Source organism: Halosolutus gelatinilyticus, from assembly GCF_023028105.1.
Classification (GTDB): Archaea; Halobacteriota; Halobacteria; order Halobacteriales; family Natrialbaceae; genus Halosolutus; species Halosolutus gelatinilyticus.
The window spans coordinates 260531-279898 of record NZ_CP095491.1; the positions used below are offsets into that span (position 1 = coordinate 260531).

Annotated in this window: 21 protein-coding genes; 13 read left to right on the plus strand and 8 right to left on the minus strand. The window is 66.6% G+C overall.

Going from position 1 to position 19368, the window contains the following annotated elements:
- Positions 1-15: 15 nt before the first annotated feature.
- From MUH00_RS01330 to MUH00_RS01345, 4 genes are all read left to right on the plus strand, one after another.
- A complete protein-coding gene (locus MUH00_RS01330; protein ID WP_247001905.1) occupies positions 16-564 on the plus strand; it encodes a helix-turn-helix domain-containing protein in 549 nt (182 codons plus the stop codon).
- Positions 565-669: 105 nt separating this feature from the next.
- Entirely contained in the window at positions 670-1920 is a 1251-nt protein-coding gene (locus MUH00_RS01335) for an alanyl-tRNA editing protein (protein ID WP_247001907.1), read from the plus strand.
- Between the two features lie 133 nt (positions 1921-2053).
- A complete protein-coding gene (locus MUH00_RS01340) occupies positions 2054-2254 on the plus strand; it encodes a DUF7534 family protein (protein WP_247001909.1) in 201 nt (66 codons plus the stop codon).
- A 210-nt stretch (positions 2255-2464) separates the two neighbouring features.
- On the plus strand, positions 2465-3526 hold the full coding sequence (locus MUH00_RS01345) for a TrmB family transcriptional regulator (RefSeq protein WP_247001911.1): 1062 nt from the start codon (positions 2465-2467) through the stop codon (positions 3524-3526).
- Between the two features lie 6 nt (positions 3527-3532).
- Here the strand turns inward: MUH00_RS01345 and MUH00_RS01350 are convergent, their stop codons facing one another.
- Positions 3533-5785 (minus strand): COG1361 family protein, encoded by a 2253-nt coding sequence (locus tag MUH00_RS01350; RefSeq protein ID WP_247001913.1) that lies wholly within the window; start codon positions 5783-5785, stop codon positions 3533-3535.
- Positions 5786-6072: 287 nt separating this feature from the next.
- On the opposite strand from MUH00_RS01350, the gene MUH00_RS01355 reads away from it, so the two are divergent.
- From MUH00_RS01355 to MUH00_RS01365, 3 genes are all read left to right on the plus strand, one after another.
- Positions 6073-7140, plus strand: coding sequence for a glucose 1-dehydrogenase (locus MUH00_RS01355; RefSeq protein WP_247001914.1), 1068 nt, complete (start codon positions 6073-6075; stop codon positions 7138-7140).
- 118 nt (positions 7141-7258) lie between these two features.
- Positions 7259-8497 carry a mandelate racemase/muconate lactonizing enzyme family protein gene (locus MUH00_RS01360; protein ID WP_247001916.1) on the plus strand — a complete coding sequence of 413 codons (1239 nt, stop codon included), beginning with the start codon at positions 7259-7261 and terminating at the stop codon, positions 8495-8497.
- 220 nt (positions 8498-8717) lie between these two features.
- Complete coding sequence (locus tag MUH00_RS01365; RefSeq protein ID WP_247001918.1) at positions 8718-9851, plus strand: S1C family serine protease; 1134 nt, start codon at positions 8718-8720, stop codon at positions 9849-9851.
- Between the two features lie 81 nt (positions 9852-9932).
- Here the strand turns inward: MUH00_RS01365 and MUH00_RS01370 are convergent, their stop codons facing one another.
- Positions 9933-10142: a hypothetical protein gene (locus MUH00_RS01370; RefSeq protein ID WP_247001920.1), complete on the minus strand. Its 210-nt coding sequence runs from the start codon at positions 10140-10142 to the stop codon at positions 9933-9935.
- Positions 10143-10261: 119 nt separating this feature from the next.
- Here MUH00_RS01370 and MUH00_RS01375 point away from each other — a divergent pair, with 119 nt between their 5' ends.
- Together MUH00_RS01375 and MUH00_RS01380 are read left to right on the plus strand one after the other, a co-directional pair.
- Complete coding sequence (locus MUH00_RS01375; protein WP_247001923.1) at positions 10262-10435, plus strand: protein translocase SEC61 complex subunit gamma; 174 nt, start codon at positions 10262-10264, stop codon at positions 10433-10435.
- On the plus strand, positions 10435-10872 hold the full coding sequence (locus MUH00_RS01380) for a transcription elongation factor Spt5 (protein WP_247001925.1): 438 nt from the start codon (positions 10435-10437) through the stop codon (positions 10870-10872). The genes MUH00_RS01375 and MUH00_RS01380 overlap by 1 nt, the downstream gene beginning before the upstream one ends.
- A 187-nt stretch (positions 10873-11059) precedes the next feature.
- Here the strand turns inward: MUH00_RS01380 and MUH00_RS01385 are convergent, their stop codons facing one another.
- Positions 11060-11347: a DUF7565 family protein gene (locus MUH00_RS01385; protein ID WP_247001927.1), complete on the minus strand. Its 288-nt coding sequence runs from the start codon at positions 11345-11347 to the stop codon at positions 11060-11062.
- 362 nt (positions 11348-11709) lie between these two features.
- On the opposite strand from MUH00_RS01385, the gene MUH00_RS01390 reads away from it, so the two are divergent.
- Complete coding sequence (locus MUH00_RS01390) at positions 11710-12486, plus strand: PHP domain-containing protein (RefSeq protein WP_247001929.1); 777 nt, start codon at positions 11710-11712, stop codon at positions 12484-12486.
- 18 nt (positions 12487-12504) lie between these two features.
- Here MUH00_RS01390 and MUH00_RS01395 read toward each other — a convergent pair whose 3' ends face one another.
- The 4 genes from MUH00_RS01395 to MUH00_RS01410 form a co-directional block, all read right to left on the minus strand.
- Entirely contained in the window at positions 12505-12660 is a 156-nt protein-coding gene (locus MUH00_RS01395) for a hypothetical protein (RefSeq protein WP_247001931.1), read from the minus strand.
- Between the two features lie 64 nt (positions 12661-12724).
- A complete protein-coding gene (locus MUH00_RS01400) occupies positions 12725-13186 on the minus strand; it encodes a Mut7-C RNAse domain-containing protein (protein WP_247001933.1) in 462 nt (153 codons plus the stop codon).
- Between the two features lie 57 nt (positions 13187-13243).
- Positions 13244-14995 (minus strand): DNA polymerase/3'-5' exonuclease PolX, encoded by a 1752-nt coding sequence (gene polX, locus MUH00_RS01405; RefSeq protein ID WP_247001935.1) that lies wholly within the window; start codon positions 14993-14995, stop codon positions 13244-13246.
- Positions 14995-15435 (minus strand): DUF5788 family protein, encoded by a 441-nt coding sequence (locus MUH00_RS01410; protein WP_247001937.1) that lies wholly within the window; start codon positions 15433-15435, stop codon positions 14995-14997. Before MUH00_RS01410 ends, polX begins: the two co-directional genes overlap by 1 nt.
- 216 nt (positions 15436-15651) lie before the next feature.
- Between MUH00_RS01410 and MUH00_RS01415 the strand changes: the two genes are divergently transcribed.
- On the plus strand, positions 15652-16590 hold the full coding sequence (locus tag MUH00_RS01415) for a rhomboid family intramembrane serine protease (RefSeq protein WP_247001939.1): 939 nt from the start codon (positions 15652-15654) through the stop codon (positions 16588-16590).
- A 203-nt stretch (positions 16591-16793) separates the two neighbouring features.
- A complete protein-coding gene (locus MUH00_RS01420; protein ID WP_247001941.1) occupies positions 16794-17585 on the plus strand; it encodes an endonuclease V in 792 nt (263 codons plus the stop codon).
- 171 nt (positions 17586-17756) lie between these two features.
- On the opposite strand, the gene MUH00_RS01425 is transcribed toward MUH00_RS01420, so the two are convergent.
- Positions 17757-18203, minus strand: coding sequence for a DUF7344 domain-containing protein (locus MUH00_RS01425; protein ID WP_247001943.1), 447 nt, complete (start codon positions 18201-18203; stop codon positions 17757-17759).
- A gap of 168 nt (positions 18204-18371) precedes the next feature.
- Here MUH00_RS01425 and MUH00_RS01430 point away from each other — a divergent pair, with 168 nt between their 5' ends.
- Positions 18372-19310 (plus strand): SDR family oxidoreductase, encoded by a 939-nt coding sequence (locus tag MUH00_RS01430; protein WP_247001945.1) that lies wholly within the window; start codon positions 18372-18374, stop codon positions 19308-19310.
- The last annotated feature ends 58 nt before the right edge of the window (positions 19311-19368 follow it).

The following is a 19368-nucleotide window of genomic DNA, read 5'->3' on the forward strand; positions in this document are numbered from 1 at the left end:
TTGCCAAAGTCTACCATGGCTAAATATTCGACCGGTTCGTCCGCCGGCGGCGGCGGGACGAACTGCGAACTCTGTGGTGCCGAAAGCAACTCGCTCCGGCGCGCGGAAGTCGCCGGCGCCGAGCTCGAGGTCTGCCCCGATTGCGCGCCCCACGACGACAGTCGAAAGCGGCGACAGCAACGGCGCGGCTCGCAGGGGTCGCAGGGCTCTCAGGGCTCGAGCACGGGGTCCGACGGCTCTCGAGACGAACAGAGCCGAAAGAAGAAGGCCGCCCGGAACGTCGCGAAGGCGAACCCAGTCTGGGACGGCGACTCGGAACACTGGGAGAAAGAAGGAACCAACTACGACGATGACCCCCTGCCGTATCTCGTCTCCGACTACGGTCAAGCCCTCGTCGAAGCCCGTCAGGAGGCCGCCCTCCAGCGCGAGGAGCTCGCCGAGGAACTCGGCGCCCGCGAGAAGGACATCCTCGCCGTAGAACAGGGCCGCGCGACGCAGGCCGGCATCGGCGGCGGCCTGATCGACGCGCTCGAAGACCGCCTCGACGTCCGACTCGCCGAATAACGATCGGTTCCGATCGGGCGCGACGGGGGTCGAGCGCGCGAAACGGCGATCGATCGCGGTCTATCGGCGAGCAGACTTTTGGTACCGCGTCACGGAGTACGACCGATGAGCGGGCAACGGGCGGCGGCGGAGCCGTACACCACGCGATTCGAGACGGAAGTGACGTCCATCGACGGCCGACAGGTCTGGCTCGAGACGAGCTACTTCTACGGCGAGAGCGGCGGCCAGCCGGCCGACCGCGGAACCATCGGCGACGTCGCGGTCGAAGGCGTCCGGTACGCCGACGGTGAGCAGGTGCACGTCTTAGCCGCGGAGCCGTCGTTCGCGACTGGTCAGCGCGTGCTGTGTTCGATCGACTGGTCGTTCCGGATGTACTGCATGCGCGCCCACACCGCCAGCCACGTCCTCTACGGCGCTGGCAGACGCCTCCTCGACGACCTCGGCTACGGCGGGTTCGACATCAGCGACGAGAAGGTTCGGGTCGACCTGGAGACAAGCACGCCGATCGACGACGAGACGCTGATCGAACTGAACGAACTGGTCAACCGGGCCGTCTGGGAGTCTCGCCCCGTTTCGTGGGAGGACGTTCCCGTCGCGGAGGCGCGCGAACGCGACGGGATCGCGTTCAACGAGGCGACCGAGGAGGGCGCGTTCCGGAAGGGGCGTGTCCGGATCGTCACGATCGGAAGTGGAGACGACAACGGAAACGGCGGTCGCCCGAACGGGGCAGTCAACGGCAGCGCGGGCGAGCCGTGGGACGTCGCGGCCTGCGGTGGGACCCACGTCCGGAACACGCGCGAAATCGGCCCCGTGACGGTCCTCGACCGATCGAACCCCGGTGAGGGGGTGACGCGCGTCGAACTCGCCGTCGGGCCGCGGGCGATCGGTCGGCGCACGGTCGAGAAGCGGACCGCCTACGGCGCGAAGCGCGCGCTGGGCGTCGCCGTCGAAGACGTCCCCGACGAACTCGATCGGCTCGCCGACGAGCGCGACGGCCTCGCGCGAGAGGTCCGGACGCTTCGACGGGAACTCGTCGAGACGCGCCTCGCCGGGGAGACGCCGTTCGATCGCGGCGGGTGCGAGTGGATCGCGACGACGGTCGAGGACGTCGACTCGAACGAGGCCAGCGAGGTCGCGAGGGAAGTGGTCGGCGAGGTCGCCGATGTCGTTGTGCTCGTCGGCGCCGGCGACTCCCCGTACGCGGTCGTCGCGACGAACGGATCGGTGTCCGCGGCAGCGGTGGTCACGGACGTGACCGACCAGTTCGGCGGCGGCGGCGGTGGCTCGGAACGGGTGGCACAGGCGGGCGGCTTCGACGCCGCGCCCGACGAGGTGCTCTCAGCGGTGAACCCGTAACGCCGATCGCGGAGCCGCGGGCTCGGAATTTGTCGTTCTCCCGCTGATGCAGAGCCCCCGGAGCGGGCTCGCTCGACGCGTGACCGAAGCGATCGGGCGGAAAGATTATTTCGATCGTCGAACACGTTCGCACATGGAGTCCCGAGCAGCCCGGCGGTTTCTGCACACAACGCTGATGCTGTCCGTACTCGCGGTGATGGCCGCGACGATCGCGGCTCCGCCCGATCCGTTCACGATGCTCTCGTACGCCGTTCCGCTGGTGGTGCTCGCACCCGTCGCCTCGTACCTGCTCACGTTTCGGGGCTGGTTCGCCGCGATCGACGCCGGAGAGTAAGCCGAACCGAGTACGATACGTACGAGACCGGAGACTGAACGGCCTAGTTTCGGCGCAGCCAGTCGATCGGCATTCTCCGGGGGGCCGGCGCGAGTCGGCCCCGCGAACACTTGATTCGGATGTCGATCGGGCGGCGGTCCGGTTCGGCGCGGAGTCGCCGTAGTGGGAATCTTTAACGATGGTCGGAAATTCGTGATATACTAGATATTCATGGATGTGGACGACCTCGCCGGGCTCCTCGAGGGGTTCGGTCTCTCGGCCAAGGAAATCGATACCTATCTCGCGATCCTCGAACACGGCGAATCGAAGGCCAGTGCGATCGCCGACGCGGCGGACGTTTCGAAGCGGTACGTCTACAGCATCAGTGAGGGGCTCGAAAAGCGAGGGTTCGTCCAGGTCGACGATCACGCCGTCCCGACGGTAATCCGGCCCGTCGATCCGGAGACCGTCGTCGAGAAACTCACGGACAGCGTCGAGCGGATTGAGCCGGAACTCCGATCGCGGTACACGACCACCGATCGCACCGGCGAGCAGTTCGAAGTGATCAAATCGCGGCAGACGGTCCTGAAACGGATCGAGACGCTGCTCTCGAACGCTCGGACCGAGGTGTTGCTCTCGGTGCCAGCGGACGTGCTCCCCCGCGTTCGGTCGACACTCAAAGAAACGGTGGACCGCGGCGTGCTCGTTCTCCTCCTGCTCGGGGGCACCGAGACGCGGAGCCAGGACGTCGCGTCTCTCTCCGGAATCGCGAGCGCCGTCCGAACCTGGGAGGCGCTCGTCCCGACGATGCTGACCGTCGATCGGCACCACGGCCTGCTCGCACCCGGCCAGATGCTCGCGAGTTCGACGAGCGACACCAGGGCGGTCTCGATCTCCCAGGAGCAACTCGCGCCCGTGCTCGCGGGGTCGTTCCTCGCGAACTACTGGCCGATGGCCGAAGAGCGGTACGTCAAAGCCCCCGGCGAGTTACCGCAGACGTACGAGGGGTTCCGACACGCCGTCTTCCAGATCGCCCTTCACCGGTCCGGCGGCGCCCGGCTCGAGGCGACCGTCACCGGTTCGCCGCTCGTCGAGGACGACGAGCCCGCGACGCTCACCGGCGAAATCGTCGACGTCCACCAGAGCCTCGTCCGTCCCGTGACCTCGACGCACCCGATCGAGAACGCCTTCTCGATCGAGATCGACGGCGATCGGTATGCCGTCGGCGGGAGCGGCGCGTTCCTCGAGGACTTCGGAGCCGAGTCGATCACCGTTCGCCGACTCGACGAGTGACGGCGGTCACTCCGCGGTTTCGGCGCTGGACCCCGACTCGTCTGCGTCGCCGGCCGCGGATCCCGACTCGGCGCCGTCCGTTCCGTCCGATCCCGACTCCGAACCGCCGGACGCCGCAGCGTCAGAATCCGATTCGTCCGACTCCGAACCGTTCGAGCCCGAGCCGTCGGAAGTAGAATCGGCCCCACTGGCTCCGTCTCCGTCGGTACGCTCTCCGTCAGAATCGCCCTCGTCGGAACTGGCGCCGTCGGAGTCACCTCCGTCGGAATCGTCGCCGCCAGAATCGCCCTCGTCAGAACCGTCACCGGACGAATCGTCTCTCTCGGCGGCGTCCCTTTCGGATTCGTCCGGTTCGAGCACCGAGACCACGACGCTGGTCGAGTCGTCCGGCGTGCTCGCCGTGACGAGGACGTCGCCGACGTCTTCCGCCGTCGTCGAGTACGTCAGGGTGACCGCGCCGGTCCGACCGGCGGCGATCGAAACCGACTCACTGTCGACGCTCTCCCGATCGCCGATATCCAACCGGACGTCCGTTTCGCCAGCGCTCCCGCCGACGATCTCGATCTCGACCGTCACGTCGATCGAGTCGCCGGCGGTGACTTCGTCGGCCGTCTCGACGCTCGAAATTTCGAACGACGGTTCGGGCGCGTCGGCGGCGTACGCGATCGTCTCGGCCGCGAGTTCGTCGCCGGTCTCCGCCGCCAGAACGCGCACTTCGATCGAGGTGTCGTCCGCGACCGGTGGATCGAGTTCGATCTCGGCCGGTTCGACGATCTCCCTGGCGTCAAACGCGTCGGTTTCGATCTTCGCACCGCCGTACTCCGCCTCGACGGAGAATTCGACGTCGGCCGTCGCGCGCTCGACGAGCAGGGTCTCGCCGTCGCCCTTCTGGTCGGCGACGGCCAGTTCCGCGCTCGGCTCCGCATCGTCGTCTTCCGTTCCGATCACTTCGACCGCCACCTCGTCGGCGGCGTCCTCGGTCTCGACTCGGGCAGGGAACGTCTGCGTTCGTCGGACCACAGCCGTCGCAAACTCCAGTAGGATCGATTCGCTCGCGCCGCTCTCGACGGTCACCGATCGACTGTCGACCAGTTCCGGGTCGTGGCCGACGACGAGGTCGACCTCTCGCTCGAGGGCGGACGCGGTGCCGTTTTCGAGTTCGGCGGTCACTTCGAGGACGGCGCCGGTGTCGACCGGGTCGTTCGTCTCTACGATCGTCACGTCGACCTCGCCGTCGGGGTCGTCGACGACCGACTCGATTATCCACGGGGATTCGGACGTCACGGCCCCGTTCTCGTCGATCACCCAGGTGACGATCGGGCAGCCGTGACAGTGGTGATCGAGCTCCAGGGTCGCGGTGTCCTTGGAGCCGCTCACCTCGCTTTCTCCGAGCACGGCGTCCGCGTGTCCGAGCCACCAGACGACTCGATCGAGGCCCCCGTCCGGATGGGCCATCTCCAGCGCGAGTTCGATCGGCTCGCCGCGGACCGCCTCGATCGCCTCCTCGCTCGGCTCGCGGCCCGCGACGACCGGCCCTTGGGTCCCGGACTCCGTCACGCGGACCGTCCACGTCGCGCGGTACGTTTCGTCCTCGCCGCCGATGGCCGCGGCCACCTCGTAGGTGCCCGTCGACTCGAACGACGTCCGCCAGTGATCCGCGCCCCGGTGGCCGTAGTACGCGCTATACCAGGGACCTATCGACTGTCCGTCGAACTCACCGTCGACGAACCACCGCGTTCCGCCGCCGTACTCGCCGAGCACCTCGGATTCGACTTCGAACAGTACCGACGTTCCGGGCTGCACCGTTAGCTCCCTGTCGGGGCTCGTCTGGGCCGGATCGAGGTCCGGAATCGCGAGCACGTCGACGGTTCGCTCGGCCGCGTCGTCCTCGGTTTCGAACCGCACCGTTACGGCGTCGTCGCGGCCGGTCGGAACGGTGTAGAACGAGAAGTCGTCGAGGACTTTCGTCTCGCCGGGATCGATCGTCGTCCTGACGGTCGATCGCTGCTCGCCGTCGAAGAAGCACTCGATGTCCGGCCGAATCGCCGCGGAGCCCCTGTTTTCGACTTCGATCGCGACCTCGAGCAGCGCTCCGGCGTCGACCGGTGCGTTCGTCTCGACGATCCGTACGGCGACGGTATCGTCGTCCTGAAAGACGGCGGTCGTTTTCTCCGCGAGATGCCGTCTGATCGACGCGACGGCGCCCGTGATCGTCGCTGCGACGCTCCCCCCGGCGAGGAGATACCCCCGTCTCCGCATGACGCGTGCTATCACGTCCTCCCCCTAATATCGCTGTCACGATCGCGCTGAAAGACGAGAATCCTGAACTGTCGTGTGGGAATGACGATCGAGCGGAGCCGACGGTCGACGGAGATCCCGGTCGTGCGAGGTCGAACGCGCGTCGGGGAGCCGAATCGCCGGACCGTTTCCGTCCGAGGCGCGGAGATCAGGCGGGAGCGGCCCCGCGTCGGCGACCATCGCACACTGTTCGAATGTTTACTACGTATTGGATAAATCTTTTAGCATCGGCCCGCCATGCTAGAGGTATGAAAGCAATCGCAGTCGAACCGGGAGCTGGAACACCCGACCTCGTCGAGATACCCCGACCCGAACCCGGGCCGGGCGAGGCGCTCGTCCGGACGCTCCGCGTGGGCGTCGACGGAACGGACCACGAAGTCATCGCGGGCCACCACGGCGGTCTTCCCGACGGCGAAGACCGGTTGATCCTCGGCCACGAGGCCGTTGGCGTCGTCGAAGACCCGAACGGGACCGACCTCGAGCAAGGACAGTGCGTCGTTCCCACCGTCCGACGGGCGCCGAACGGGACCAACGAGTACTTCGAACGGGGCGAACCCGACATGGCTCCCGAAGGCGAGTACGTCGAGCGCGGTATCGTCGGCGACCACGGCTTCATGGCCGAGTATTTCACCAGCCCGGCCGAGTTTCTCGTCTCCGTTCCCGACGACCTCGCCGCGCTCGGATTCCTCGTCGAGCCGATCAGCATCAGCGAGAAAGCCATCGACCACGCCGCCGCCTCCCGATCGGCCTTCGAGTGGTCGCCCGAGTCGGCGCTCGTCCTCGGCAACGGCTCGCTCGGCCTGCTGACGCTCGCGATGTTCGAGGACGTCCTCGAGATCGATCGAACCTACTGTTTGGGGCGGCGCGACCGGCCCGATCCGTCGATCGACATCATCGAGTCGCTCGGTGCGACGTACGTCGACTCCCGGGAGACGCCGGTCTCCGAGATTCCCGACGAGTACGAGGCCGTCGACGTCGTCTACGAGGCGACGGGGTACGCGAAACACGCCTTCGAAACGATCGAGGCGCTCGCGCCGAACGGCGTCGGCGTCCTGCTGGGCGTTCCGGGACCCTGGGAGTTCGACGTCGACGGCGGGCGGCTCCACCGAGAGCTGGTGCTCCACAACAAGGCGCTCCTCGGCACGGTGAACTCCCACCGCGGCCACTTCGAGGCCGCCGTCGATACGCTCAGTCAACTTCCGCGCTCGTTCACCGACGATCTGGTCACCGGAGTGTACGGGCTCGACGAGTTCGAGACCGCCTTCGAAACCGACGACGACGTCATCAAGACCGCGATCGAGTTCGCGTCGGCCTGAGCCGACCCACCTGGGGTTTATATTTTCGAGACGTGTAGGGCCACTGATCGCCGTTTTCGCCCCGTCGTTGGCCGTCGAGATAGAAACTATTACCAGCTTTCGAGTAACTATTTGGGCCATGGGAGTCGATTATTCGCAACTGCACGACCCGAACGCGGAGTACACCATGCGGGACCTCTCCGCGGACACGATGGGAGTTACGGCCAAACGAGGCGGCGGCCGCGACGCCGAGATCACGGACGTCCAGACGACGATGGTCGACGGGAACTTCCCGTGGACGCTCGTCCGCGTCTACACCGACGCCGGCATCGTCGGCACCGGCGAGGCCTACTGGGGCGCGGGGGTTCCCGAACTGATCGAGCGGATGAAACCGTTCGTTATCGGAGAGAACCCGCTCGACATCGATCGCCTCTACGAGCACCTGATCCAGAAGATGTCCGGCGAGGGGAGCATCGAGGGCGTCACCGTCACCGCCATCTCGGGCATCGAGATCGCCCTGCACGACCTCGCGGGCAAGATCCTCGACGTGCCGGCCTACCAGCTGCTCGGCGGCAAGTACCGCGACCGCATGCGCGTCTACTGCGACTGCCACACCGAGGAGGAGGCCGATCCCGAGGCCTGCGCCGACGAGGCCGAGCGCGTCGTCGAGGAGCTCGGCTACGACGCGCTGAAGTTCGACCTCGACGTCCCCTCGGGCTTCGAGAAGGACCGCGCGAACCGCCACCTCCGCCCCGGCGAGATCCGCCACAAGGCTGAGATCGTCGAGAAGGTCACCGAGCGCGTCAAGGACCGCGCCGACGTCGCCTTCGACTGCCACTGGACGTTCTCCGGCGGCAGCGCGAAGCGCCTCGCCGCCGCGATCGAGGACTACGACGTCTGGTGGCTCGAAGACCCCGTCCCGCCGGAGAATCTCGAAGTCCAGGAGGAAGTGACGAAGTCGACGACGACGCCGATCACCGTCGGCGAGAACCGCTACCGCGTCACCGAGGAGCGGCGCCTGATCGAGAACCAGGCGGTCGACATCATCGCGCCGGACTTGCCCAAGGTCGGCGGCATGCGCGAGACCCGCAAGATCGCCGACGTCGCCAACCAGTACTACGTGCCGGTGGCGATGCACAACGTCTCCTCGCCGGTCGCGACGGTCGCAAGCGCCCACGTGGGCGCGGCGATTCCGAACTCGCTGGCCGTCGAGTACCACAGCTACGAACTGGGCTGGTGGGAGGACTTAGTCGAGGAGGACGTCATCGAAGACGGGTACATCGAGATCCCCGAGGAACCCGGACTCGGCCTCACGCTCGACCTCGACGCCGTCGAAGAGCACATGGTCGACGGCGACGACCTCTTCGACGAAGCCTGATCGACCGCTCGATCGAGCCCGCCCTACCGAGGGCGATCGACGACGCGCCGGGACGATCTCTACTTCTCCTCTCGGACTCGAACCGGGTGAGCAACCGCGTCGATCGTCGACGCGGCGGTTGCGGGACGGCCGGCAGCCGATCTCGCTTCCACCCCTCTCGGCGGGTTCGGGGCGATTCGCCGGTGAATGTTTTATTGGGGTCGTCGGGGTGAGTCTCAGCGTGACCCGAGACACACTCGGACGGCGCGGGGTACTCCGCGCGTTCGGCGGGATCGGTAGTGCGCTCGTGACCGGCAGTTCCGCGGCAGCTGTCGGGGCCGCTCAGCGGGAAGCGGACCGGACCGCTGCGACGCGACGAGTCCAGGATCAGCAAGACGGCGCAGAAGGCGAAGGAGGGAGGGAGTACACGGCGGTCTACGAGGAGGCCATCGACGACGTCGTCCTCATAAGAGTGTTCGGTGGCGGCCCCCAGTCCCCCGGCGGACTCGGATCGGGATTCGTGATCGACGCGGACGAGGGATACTTGGTAACCAACAATCACGTCGTCAGCGGCGCGAGCGAAGTCGAAGTTCAGTTTCGCGACGAACAGTGGCGGACGGCCTCGATCGTCGGCACGGACATCCACAGCGACCTCGCCGTGCTCTCGGTCGACGACCTCCCGGACATCGTCGACGGCCTCTCGTTCGCCGACGACGGTCCGGTGATCGGAGAGGAGGTGGTCGCGCTGGGGAACCCGCTCGGACTCGACGCGTCGATCTCCCAGGGGATCGTCAGCGGCGTCGATCGCTCGCTTCCGAGTCCGACCGGCTTCTCGATCCCGGCGGCGATCCAGACCGATGCGCCCGTCAATCCGGGCAATAGCGGCGGGCCGTTGGTCGACCTCGACGGGAACGTCCTCGGCGTCGTCTTCGCCGGCGCCGGCCAGGCGATCGGGTTCGCCATCTCCGCGGCGCTCGCCGAGCGCGTCGTTCCGTCGCTGATCGAGAACGGCGAGTACGAACACGCGTACATGGGCGTCGGAGTCCTGCCTGTCGGGCCGCTGGTCGCCGAGGTAAACGACCTCGAGCGCCCGCGGGGCGTGCTCGTCACCGAAGTCGTTCCGGATTCTCCCGCCGATGGCGTGCTCGAACCGGCCGACGGCGAGGAGGTCGTCGACGGCCAACCCGTCCCGACCGGCGGCGACGTGATCATCAGCATCGGCGATCACGAGATCTCGAATCAGGATCGGCTGTCGTCGGTCCTCGCACTCGAAACCTCGCCCGGGGAGACCATCGACGTCGAGGTCATCCGGGACGGCGAGCGCCGGACGGTCGAACTCACTCTCGAAGCCCGACCGGAGACCGAACTGCCGTAGTCGCGATCGACCGCGCCGCGGGGCCGCCACTCGTTCGCAGGACCCGGCCCCTCGTCGCTGATCTCCACCCTCGCCGCCGACTCACTCCGCGCGTTCGTTCAGGTCCTCCTCTGCATCTTCGAGGTCGTCTATCTCTTCTTCGTCCTCGCGGGGTGCGTTCTGGGTTCCGAGGTTGTCGTCGCCGTCGTCGACCTCGTCGGGATCCCGATCGATGCGCTCGAGTTCGTCCTCGATTTCGGCTTCTCGTTCCGCCTCGTACTCGTCGGCTCTGTCGGTATCGTCTTCGGCCATGACGGCCGGAGTTCGTCGTCGAGGGGTTTGTCGGGCGGGCCGTCGAGTGCAACGTCGCCGGCGATCGATCGGCGGAGACGAAAGACAGATAAAAGACCCTCCGTTGTAAAAGGGTAGATATGGACGTTCCGTACGACCTCACCTCGTACGTTCGGGTGTTGAAAATGGCGACGACACCCACGACCGAGGAGTTCCTCCAGGTGTCGAAGATCGCCGGCGCAGGGATCGTACTCGTCGGCTTCATCGGGTTCCTCATCGGCGCCGTCATGCTGTATCTCCCCGGTGGTGCCTGATGGGCATCTACGCAGTCAAGACCACGGCCAGCCAGGAGCGCACCGTCGCCGATATGATCATCAATCGCGAGGAGTCGGAGATCCACGCCGCGCTCGCCCCCGACTCGCTGACCTCCTACGTGATGGTCGAAGCGGACGGCAACGCCGTCCTCGAGCGCGTCCTCGAGGACATCCCGCACGCGCGGAGCATCGTCCCCGGCCAGTCCGACATCTCCGAGGTCGAGCACTTCCTCTCGCCGAAGCCGGACGTCGAGGGGATCGCCGAGGGCGACATCGTGGAGCTCATCGCTGGCCCGTTCAAAGGCGAGAAGGCGCAGGTTCAGCGCATCGACGAGGGCAAGGATCAGGTGACGGTCGAACTGTACGAGGCGACGGTTCCGATTCCGGTGACGGTGCGAGGCGATCAGATTCGCGTGCTCGATTCCGACGAGCGATAGCGAGTCGGTTCACTCGGCGCTCGCTACCCCTGCCGAGGTCGTTTTGACCCGAATTTTTCGAGAAGCGACAGCCTCGCGAAGCGAGGGGACTCGAGGCGCAACGCGCCCGCAAAGCGGTTCGTATCCGTAGCCGCACGACTCCCTCGATGAGCCCCGTTCCCCGTTCGGGTCCGCCGATCGAAACGGACTACCGCTTCAGTTCGTTCGCGATCGCCTGCAGGTCGGCGACCTCGTTGATCTCGTCGAGGAGTTCCTCGCGCTCTCGCACCGCTTCGGAGCTGGCACCGTAGGCGCGGACGTATTCGGCACGACTGTGTTCGGTGAAGGTGTGGCGGATCGCGAGGTAGCCGTCCGGAACGATGGTTCCGCAGACTTTGCACTCGCGGCGTTCGTGTTCGGTCGCCTGATGGACCACCGCCGACTCGACGTCCTCGAACACCGAACCGCAGCCGCCGATGCCACATTGCCAGGCCATTCTCTCGGTAGTCGACGGGCTGACCTCTTGGTCTTTTCGTCGTTTCAGTGGTCAGTGATGACACGCGACTGATACCGCTTCGTCGGCCCGAATTCACACCTGCAGCTCGGCTGCGAGCACTCGATCGAAACGGCCGTCCGGCGCCGAGAGCGTCCGTTAGATCGCTCGACAGACGATTTCCGTCCCGTCGTATTCGTTCTTCAAGTACGACGCAGAGACGTCCGGATCGCTGACCGTCCGGAGTCGGCTTCGATCGCCCCGACGATGGGTTCGACCGATTCGTCGGAACCGAGCGCCGGATTGCGATCGTCCGATCGCGGACGGCCGCCGAATCAGAATCCATAACTCGGTACTCTCGAAAGATGACGATACTCGTGAGTGATGGAGGGGAGTTTCGAGTCGACTGTCACGTGAAGGTGCTCGACGACCGGATCGTCGAACGCGCGAAGCGTGCCGGGCTCGACGCGATCGTCTACGCACCGCACTTTACACGCCTGCCCGAGATCCGCGAGCGCGCGGCGGCCTACTCGAGCGACGACCTGTTGGTCGTTCCCGCCCGGGAGGTGTTCACCGGGCCGTGGAGCGATCGAAAACACGTCCTCGCACTCGGACTCGACGATCCCATCCCGGACTTCATCTCGCTGGAGGCGGCGATGGCCGAGTTCGAGCGCCAGGGCGCGACGGTCCTCGCGCCGCACCCGGAGTTCGCTAACGTGAGCCTCACCGAGGCGGACCTCCACCGGTACGCGGACGCGATCGACGCGATCGAGATCTTCAACCCGAAACACCTGCCGATACACAATCGCCGCGCCCGCGAGATCGCCGATCGACTGTCGGCGCCGCCGTTTACGTCGTCGTACGCGCACCTCCCGAGTTCGATCGGGGCCGCCTACACGGCGTTCGAGGAGCGGTTCGAAACCGAAGCCGACCTCGTGGAGGCCCTGACCGACGGCGTCCCTCGCCGCGTCGTCTACAAGAACGGCTGGCGACGGGTCCGGACGACGGCGGCCGAACTCGCCCACCTCGGCTACGAGAACACCTGGCAGAAGGTCGATCGGTTCTTTCTCTCGGGGATGGAGGCGACCCACCCCCAGCACATCGCCTACGACGGCCGGTTCGACGACGCGGGCGTCTACTGAGTTCGGCGGTGCGATCGGCTACTGATCCTCCAGCGCGTCCGCGATGCGTTCGAGTTGTAACCCGACGTAGCACAGCGCCTGCGTCTGCATGATTGCGGGGTCGTCGCTCCACTCGTTGGTGATGTACGCCGCCTGTTTGCCGGCCTCGTCGAGGCGATCGGTATCCTCTGGCATGTCTCTGTCATCACCGTCGATACGGAAGACGTTCCGGTCGGATCATGCCGATAGTGTCCGGTCGTCACCGGTTCGAGCCGTCGTCGATTCGAGACAGCGTTCGCGCCACGCGATCCCAGTGACTCCCGCGCCAGAAGTGCTGGCCGCACTCGATACACCGCCAGACGTCGATCGACGCGGAGTCCGGCGCGTACTCGGGCGTCGGTGCGGTCTCTGGAACCCGATCGAGCGGGCCGTTACAGCGACCGCAGAACTCGGGTTCGGTCGCCAGCGCGAGGTCGATTCCCGCGTCCGCGAGTTCTCGAAGTTGCCCCTCAACCTCGCGGGATTCGAGCAGGATTGCGTCGTCGGGCCGGCCCGCGAGTTCGACGTCGCGGGTGATCACCACCCGGCCCTCGTCGCGGGCGACCGCGAGCAGGTCGTCGTCGGCTTCGAGACCCCGATCGCCGGCGTAGACCGTATCGTGACCGCACATCCGCAGGTAGGCGTCGAGGCCGCCGCACATGACGTCGAGGAGAAGTTGCATGGTGAATCGTGAGCCGATGAGGTGGTCGAAGACGATCGGAGACGGGCGGCGATCGAGTCAGTGCAGGAAATCGCGCAACTCGTCGACCTCCCAGGCGTTGATCACGTCGGCGGGTTCCGCCCAGCCGCGACGCGCCGTGTGGACGCCCCAGCGCATGTACTCAAGCGTCGAGGTCGTGTGCGCGTCGGTGTCGATCGCGATCGTCGCGCCGGCTTCGATCGCCGCCTTGACGGCGCTGCCCCAGAGGTCGAGTCGGTGCGGGTTGCTGTTGACCTCGAGTGCGGTCCCCGAGTCGGCGGCGGCCTCGCCGAGCGCGGACGCGTCGAACTCCAGGCCCGATCGCTCGTTGAGCAACCGGCCGCTGGGGTGGCCGAGAACGTCCACAGCGGGGTTCTCCACGGCGCGGATCAGTCGCTCGGTCGCTCGATCGGAGCCCTGATCGAGCGCGCTGTGGGGCGAGGCGACGATCACGTCGAGCGCGTCGATCACCTCGTCGGAGAGGCCGATCTCCCCAGCGGCGTCGACGTTCGCTTCGATACCGGCGAAGACCTCGATGCCGGCTGCGGCGTCGACCTCGCGGATCGCCTCGACCTGTTCTAGGATCTGCGTGTCGGAGAGCCCCATACCGCCGACGACGCCCGGCCCCTCCGCGTGATCGGCGATCGCGAGGTAGTCGTAGCCGCGCGCCTCGGCGGCCTCGACCATCTCGGAGATCGTGTTGTTCCCGTCCGACCAGCCGGTGTGAGCGTGGAGGTCGCCGCGGATGTCGTCCCGGGCGAGCAGGTCGGGTAACTCGCCGGCCGCCGCGGCGGCGATCTCGCCGGAGTCCGTGCGCAGTTCCGGCGGCATCCACTCGAGGCCCAGCGCCTCGTACATGCCTTTCTCGGTCTCGCCGGCAACGCGTTCGCCGACGCGCTGGCCGGCTTCGTGGTCCTCGACGCCCGAAACGTCGAAGGCGCCGTACTCGTTCAGCTTCATCCCCCGATCGATCGCGTAGTTGCGCAGGGCGACGTTGTGGTCCTTGCCGCCCGTGAAGTACTGGAGCGCGGAGCCGAACTCCGCCGGGACGACCACGCGCAGGTCGACTCGGATCTCGCCGATCCGGACGCTCGCCTTCTCCGGTCCCGACTCGATCTCACTGTCGACCGAGTCCCAGTTCACGAACGCGTCGATCACGTCCTCGCCGGCGTCGGTCGCGGCGAGTACGTCCACGTCGCCGATCGTCTCGCGCCACCGGCGGATCGAGCCTGCCACTTCGCAGCGCTCGACGGCGTCGACCGACTCGAGGAAGGCGAGCACGTCGTCGGCGAGCGGCCGCGCCTCGCCGAGCAGTTGGCGCTGCCCGACCGATCGGGCGAACTCGAGGTTGTCGAGGATGTTCTGCTCGGTCTTCGGGCCGAAGCCCGAAACCTCCTGAATCCGTCCCGCTTCGGCGGCTTCCTCCAGATCGTCGAGCGTCTCGACCCCTAGCTCGCGATAGAGCGTTCCGGCCGTCTTGGGACCGACGCCTTCGATCCGGGTGATGTCCGCGACGTCGATCGGCAGCTCCTCGCGCAGCTCCTCCAGTTCCTCGATCTCGCCGGTCTCGACGTACTCGGCGACCTTCGAGGCGATCGCGTCGCCGACGCCATCGATCTCCTCGATCGACTCGCGGTCGTCGGCGTCGACGTAGTCGGCGATCGGCGACGGGTGGGCGCGGATGTTGTCGGCCGCACGGCGGTACGCGCGGGGTTTGTACTCGACGTCGTTCGCCTCCAGCAGGTCGGCGAACTCCTCGAACCGGCCGGCGATCTCGGCGTTCGTCGCCATCAGGGACCCCTCCGCGCGCTCGCGCTGTCGTCGCGGCCCAGCGCCTGCTTCAGGAACGACATCCAGCGTTTGGTGTCGGCGGCCTGGTTGGCTTTCTGCTCGCGCTCGAGGTCAGTCGGGCCGAGGCTCTGGAGCGCGTTCAGGGCCCGATCGATCCCGATGATGCTCCGGGCGAGTTCCTCGCCCTCCTCGCGGGTGATGTCGCCCTCCTCGATCAGTTCGAGGCGCTCGAGCCGCTCGCGCCGCAGGTTCCGTTTGGCCTGCTCGACGCGGTCGCGCTCGCCGGGCGGGACCGTCTCGCGGCGCTTGATCTCGAAGACGAACTGCCGGAGGTCGATCTCCTCCCCCTGCACCGCGATCGTCTTCGGGATGTCCGCGCCGACGGTCGCGCCCTCGCGATCGACGCGCTCGAGCAGTTGCTTGCGCTCGTACGGTTGCACACCACGAACTGCGGGCCGAATCGTCAAAAAACGTCCGTCGATTCGGGGATCCGCCCCGTTCCGACGATCGGTTCGGTTCACCCCGCGATCGGTTCGGCTCAGCCGGTCGCTATCGCCCGATTCGTCCCGACGATCGGCCCGATTCGCCCCGTCGAACCCGGCATCGCCCGGTGTAAACCCCAAATCCCTTAGCTGTGCCATGCATACCCCCATGCAATGGCCACGTGTGACGTGTGTGGGAAAAACGAAAGCATGCCGTACAACTGTCGGCATTGCGGCGGGACCTACTGCGCGGAGCACCGCCTGCCGGAGAATCACGATTGCTCCGCGCTCAATAACTGGAACGACCCCAAGGGCGTCTTCGACAGCGGGTTCGACGATTCCGTGAACGGAGGGAGCACGTCGCGATCGAAGAGTCTCTCGGACAGGCTCCCGATCGACACCGGTCCCGGCGGCCCGCTGGGGTACTTCCGCGGGAACATGACGTACACGTTCCTCGCGCTGATGTGGCTCACATTTGGACTCCAAATCATCATTGGCTCCATCAATTCGGAGTTAATGCAAACCCTGTTCGTCTTGCGGCCCTACTATCCAGAGTACGTCTGGACGTGGTTTACCTCGATCTTTGCACACGGCGGCTTCTACCACATCGTCGGAAACAGCATCGTGATATTCTTCTTCGGACCGCTCGTCGAGCGGTACGTCGGGTCGCGAGATTTCGCTATCCTCTTTCTCGTTAGCGGTGCGCTCGCCGGTCTCGGCCAAATCACCATCCAGATATTACAGGCCAGTACGATAACTCCGTTTACGCCGGGCGTCGTCGGAGCCAGCGGTGCAGCGCTCGCGATCATGGGCGTACTCACGATCCTGAACCCGAACCTCAAAGTGTACCTATACTTTATTCTCCCCGTTCCGATCTGGGTACTCGCCGGCGGATACGCGGTGTTCAGTGTATTCTTCCTCAGCACCGGTGGCGGCGGCAATATTGCTCACGGCGCACACCTGATCGGCCTTGTGATCGGACTGGGCTACGGCGAGTACGTCAAGCGCACGCAGAACGTCCGCGCCCCGAATCAGTTCCAACTCGGCGGTGGCGGCCCGGGCGGTCCGGGCGGCCCTGGCGGCCCCGGCGGTCCCGGTCGCGGCCGGTTCTGATCCCTTCGATCGGTCCGCTTCTCACACGCCGATCGAGATCACCACGAAAGCCCCGCCCGTACCGTCTGGCGCGTAAGCCATCGCGGGTGGGGCTTTCGTGGTGTTTTCAGTATCAGATACTCGCTTACGGAAGTCGCTACACTCGAACGCCGATCGGGAGAACCCGGACACTGATTTTCTCGGGCCTGCTACGCACACCATCGATGGAACCCGTTCGACCGGACCTCGTCCCCGACGCCGGACTCTCGCGCGAGGAGATGGAGGATCTCCAGCGCGAGATCGCCGAGACCGCCGTGTTCACCGACGATCACGCGATCGACCCCGATCGCCTCTCGAACCCGCTGGCGTCGGCCGCGAGCGAGGAGGAGCCACCGATCGTGGTCGGGGTCGACCAGTCGTTCCTGCAAAACGAGGAGGGCGACCAGGACCGCGCGCTCAGCGCCGTCGTCGCGATGCAGGGCGGTGAGGTGATCGAACGCACCTACGCGGTGACGCCCCTCGAAATCCCGTACATCCCAGGGCTGCTCTCCTTCCGCGAGGGCCGCCCGATCCTCGCCGCGCTCGAAGCGCTGTCCGTCGATCCCGAGCTGCTGCTGTTCGACGGCAGCGGCCGCATCCACTTCCGGCAGGCGGGGATCGCGACGCACATGGGCGTCGTGCTGGACGCGCCGTGTATCGGCGTCGCCAAGAGCCTCCTCTGCGGCCGGCCGCGATCGACCGTCGAGAACCTGCCGGAAGGCGAACGGGTCGCGATCGAGGCGAACGCGCGGGTCGACGCGCCGGAAGGAACCCTCCTGGGGTACGCCGTCCAGACCCGCCAGTACGACTCGCCCGATCGGTACATCAACCCGCTCTACGTGAGCCCGGGCCACCGCGTCGGCCCCGAAGTCGCCGCGGACGTCGCCCTCGCGCTCGCGACGTCGTACAAGCTCCCCGAACCGGTGCGACTCGCCGACAGCTACGCCGACGAAGCGAAGCGGGACCGCGTCGAGTGAGGTCGAGCCGAGCCGAACCGGGGACGCCGGCTTCCGTCCGGCTTTCGAGAGGACGGACGCGGGAACCGACTGTACCTTCTGCGGCGACGTCGAGGACCGCGATCCGGCGTTCGCGACCGAAGGCGAGTGCGATCGCGGGATCGCCCGCGAATGGACGCCCGCCGGACGAACTCACCACTCCGTCTTCGTGGCCCCGCCGAGAACCGATCGGCCGTCCGCCCGGTCGCGTTCTCGAGCGACCGCGAGGTACGGCTGGAGCCGGTCGCCGGATTCGGTGAGCGTCACGACCCCGCCTCGGGGATCGTAGTCGACGACGCCGTAGTCGGTTAACCGCGGGACCGTAGCGTGGTGGAGTGCGGTGCGAACGCACCGTTTCGCCGCGGGTGCCGGGCTGGTACCCGCCGGTTCGTCCCCGCTGGCGGCGAGATGTTCGACGGCGTCGTCGATCGCCGCCGTTCCGTCGAGATCGGACAGGACGTAGAGCAGCCGCCGACTGCGCTCGTCCGAGAGCAGTTCGAAGACGGCGTCGAGTGAAAGCGAGCAGTTCGGCGCTTCGACGTCCGAAGCACGCGTCGATTCGGCAGGGGTCTCGTCGGTCGGCCAATCTGAGCTCGTCACGGTTGTATTCGTATAGTCTCCCATGAATAATAATTTTTACTGCGTATGTGTACAACGGCCGTTGAAACTCGATCGCGCGGATCGACCGCGACGTTCCTGCGATCGTGACCCACCAGCGAGCGCGACAAACCGTCGCTACTTAGGTGTCGCCACACGAACCACTCGCGCATGGCCATCGCTGAGGACGCCGAGGAAGCAGATACCGACGACGGGGGCCGCGCCGTCGCCGACGATCGCGACCGAACGCGAGCGGAGACGATCGACGACGACCGCTACACGCGCAAACGGTGCGTCCTGATCACCGGCTGTTCGTCCGGCATCGGCCGTGCGACCGCCGCGGCGTTTCTCGAGGCGGACTGGCAGGTGTTCGCGACCGCTCGCAACCCGGACGACATCGCCGATCTCGCCGACGCGGGCTGTACGACGCTCGAACTCGACGTCACGGATCCCGATCAAGTCGCCGCCGTCGTCGAAGAGACCGTCGACGTCGGCGGGGCGATCGACTGTCTCGTGAACAACGCCGGCTACGCCCAGATGGGACCGATCGAGGACGTCTCCACGGTCGATCTGCACCGCCAGTTCGACGTCAACGTCTACGGACCCCACCGGCTGGCCCGCGCCGCGCTGCCGCACATGCGCGCCCAGGGCGAGGGCCGGATCATCAACGTCTCGAGCGTCGCCGGCCGGATCTCCTTCCCCGGCTCCGGCGCCTATTCCGGCTCGAAACACGCACTCGAGGCGATGAGCGACTCGCTGCGCGCCGAAGTCGACGAGTTCGGCATCGACGTCGTCCTGATCGAACCCGGCCCCGTCGAGACGAACTTCACGAATCGCGTCGACGAGGAACTCCCCGAGACCGATCGAACGCCGGCCTACGAGAAACTGTACGAGATCTACGAGGACGCGCAGTTGATCGGGGGCGGCACGGGCGGTCCCTTCGCCTCCGAGCCGGACGACGTCGCGGCGGCGATCGTCGACGCTGGCACGTGTTCGGAACCGCCGGCGCGCTACCCGGTCGGCCCGCTCGGACAGCTCGGCGTGTACAGCCGGTTCCTGCCCGACCAGCTGCGCGACGCGGGGTATCGACTCCTCCGGAAACTCGTCTGAGCGGCCCGGAGCCGCCGACGAACCGCGGCCGCGATTCGAGACGGCGATTCGGGTCGCG

Coding starts and splice junctions, on each gene's coding strand:
- MUH00_RS01330 (WP_247001905.1), top strand. CDS start 16: ATGGCTAAATATTCGACCGGTTCGTCCGCCGGCGGCGGCGGGACGAAC.
- MUH00_RS01390 (WP_247001929.1), top strand. CDS start 11,710: ATGACGATACTCGTGAGTGATGGAGGGGAGTTTCGAGTCGACTGTCAC.
- MUH00_RS01345 (WP_247001911.1), top strand. CDS start 2,465: ATGGATGTGGACGACCTCGCCGGGCTCCTCGAGGGGTTCGGTCTCTCG.
- MUH00_RS01385 (WP_247001927.1), bottom strand. CDS start 11,347: ATGGCCTGGCAATGTGGCATCGGCGGCTGCGGTTCGGTGTTCGAGGAC.
- polX (WP_247001935.1), bottom strand. CDS start 14,995: ATGGCGACGAACGCCGAGATCGCCGGCCGGTTCGAGGAGTTCGCCGAC.
- MUH00_RS01340 (WP_247001909.1), top strand. CDS start 2,054: ATGGAGTCCCGAGCAGCCCGGCGGTTTCTGCACACAACGCTGATGCTG.
- MUH00_RS01395 (WP_247001931.1), bottom strand. CDS start 12,660: ATGCCAGAGGATACCGATCGCCTCGACGAGGCCGGCAAACAGGCGGCG.
- MUH00_RS01370 (WP_247001920.1), bottom strand. CDS start 10,142: ATGGCCGAAGACGATACCGACAGAGCCGACGAGTACGAGGCGGAACGA.
- MUH00_RS01430 (WP_247001945.1), top strand. CDS start 18,372: ATGGCCATCGCTGAGGACGCCGAGGAAGCAGATACCGACGACGGGGGC.
- MUH00_RS01375 (WP_247001923.1), top strand. CDS start 10,262: ATGGACGTTCCGTACGACCTCACCTCGTACGTTCGGGTGTTGAAAATG.
- MUH00_RS01350 (WP_247001913.1), bottom strand. CDS start 5,785: ATGCGGAGACGGGGGTATCTCCTCGCCGGGGGGAGCGTCGCAGCGACG.
- MUH00_RS01415 (WP_247001939.1), top strand. CDS start 15,652: ATGGCCACGTGTGACGTGTGTGGGAAAAACGAAAGCATGCCGTACAAC.
- MUH00_RS01400 (WP_247001933.1), bottom strand. CDS start 13,186: ATGCAACTTCTCCTCGACGTCATGTGCGGCGGCCTCGACGCCTACCTG.
- MUH00_RS01360 (WP_247001916.1), top strand. CDS start 7,259: ATGGGAGTCGATTATTCGCAACTGCACGACCCGAACGCGGAGTACACC.
- MUH00_RS01335 (WP_247001907.1), top strand. CDS start 670: ATGAGCGGGCAACGGGCGGCGGCGGAGCCGTACACCACGCGATTCGAG.
- MUH00_RS01355 (WP_247001914.1), top strand. CDS start 6,073: ATGAAAGCAATCGCAGTCGAACCGGGAGCTGGAACACCCGACCTCGTC.
- MUH00_RS01420 (WP_247001941.1), top strand. CDS start 16,794: ATGGAACCCGTTCGACCGGACCTCGTCCCCGACGCCGGACTCTCGCGC.
- MUH00_RS01380 (WP_247001925.1), top strand. CDS start 10,435: ATGGGCATCTACGCAGTCAAGACCACGGCCAGCCAGGAGCGCACCGTC.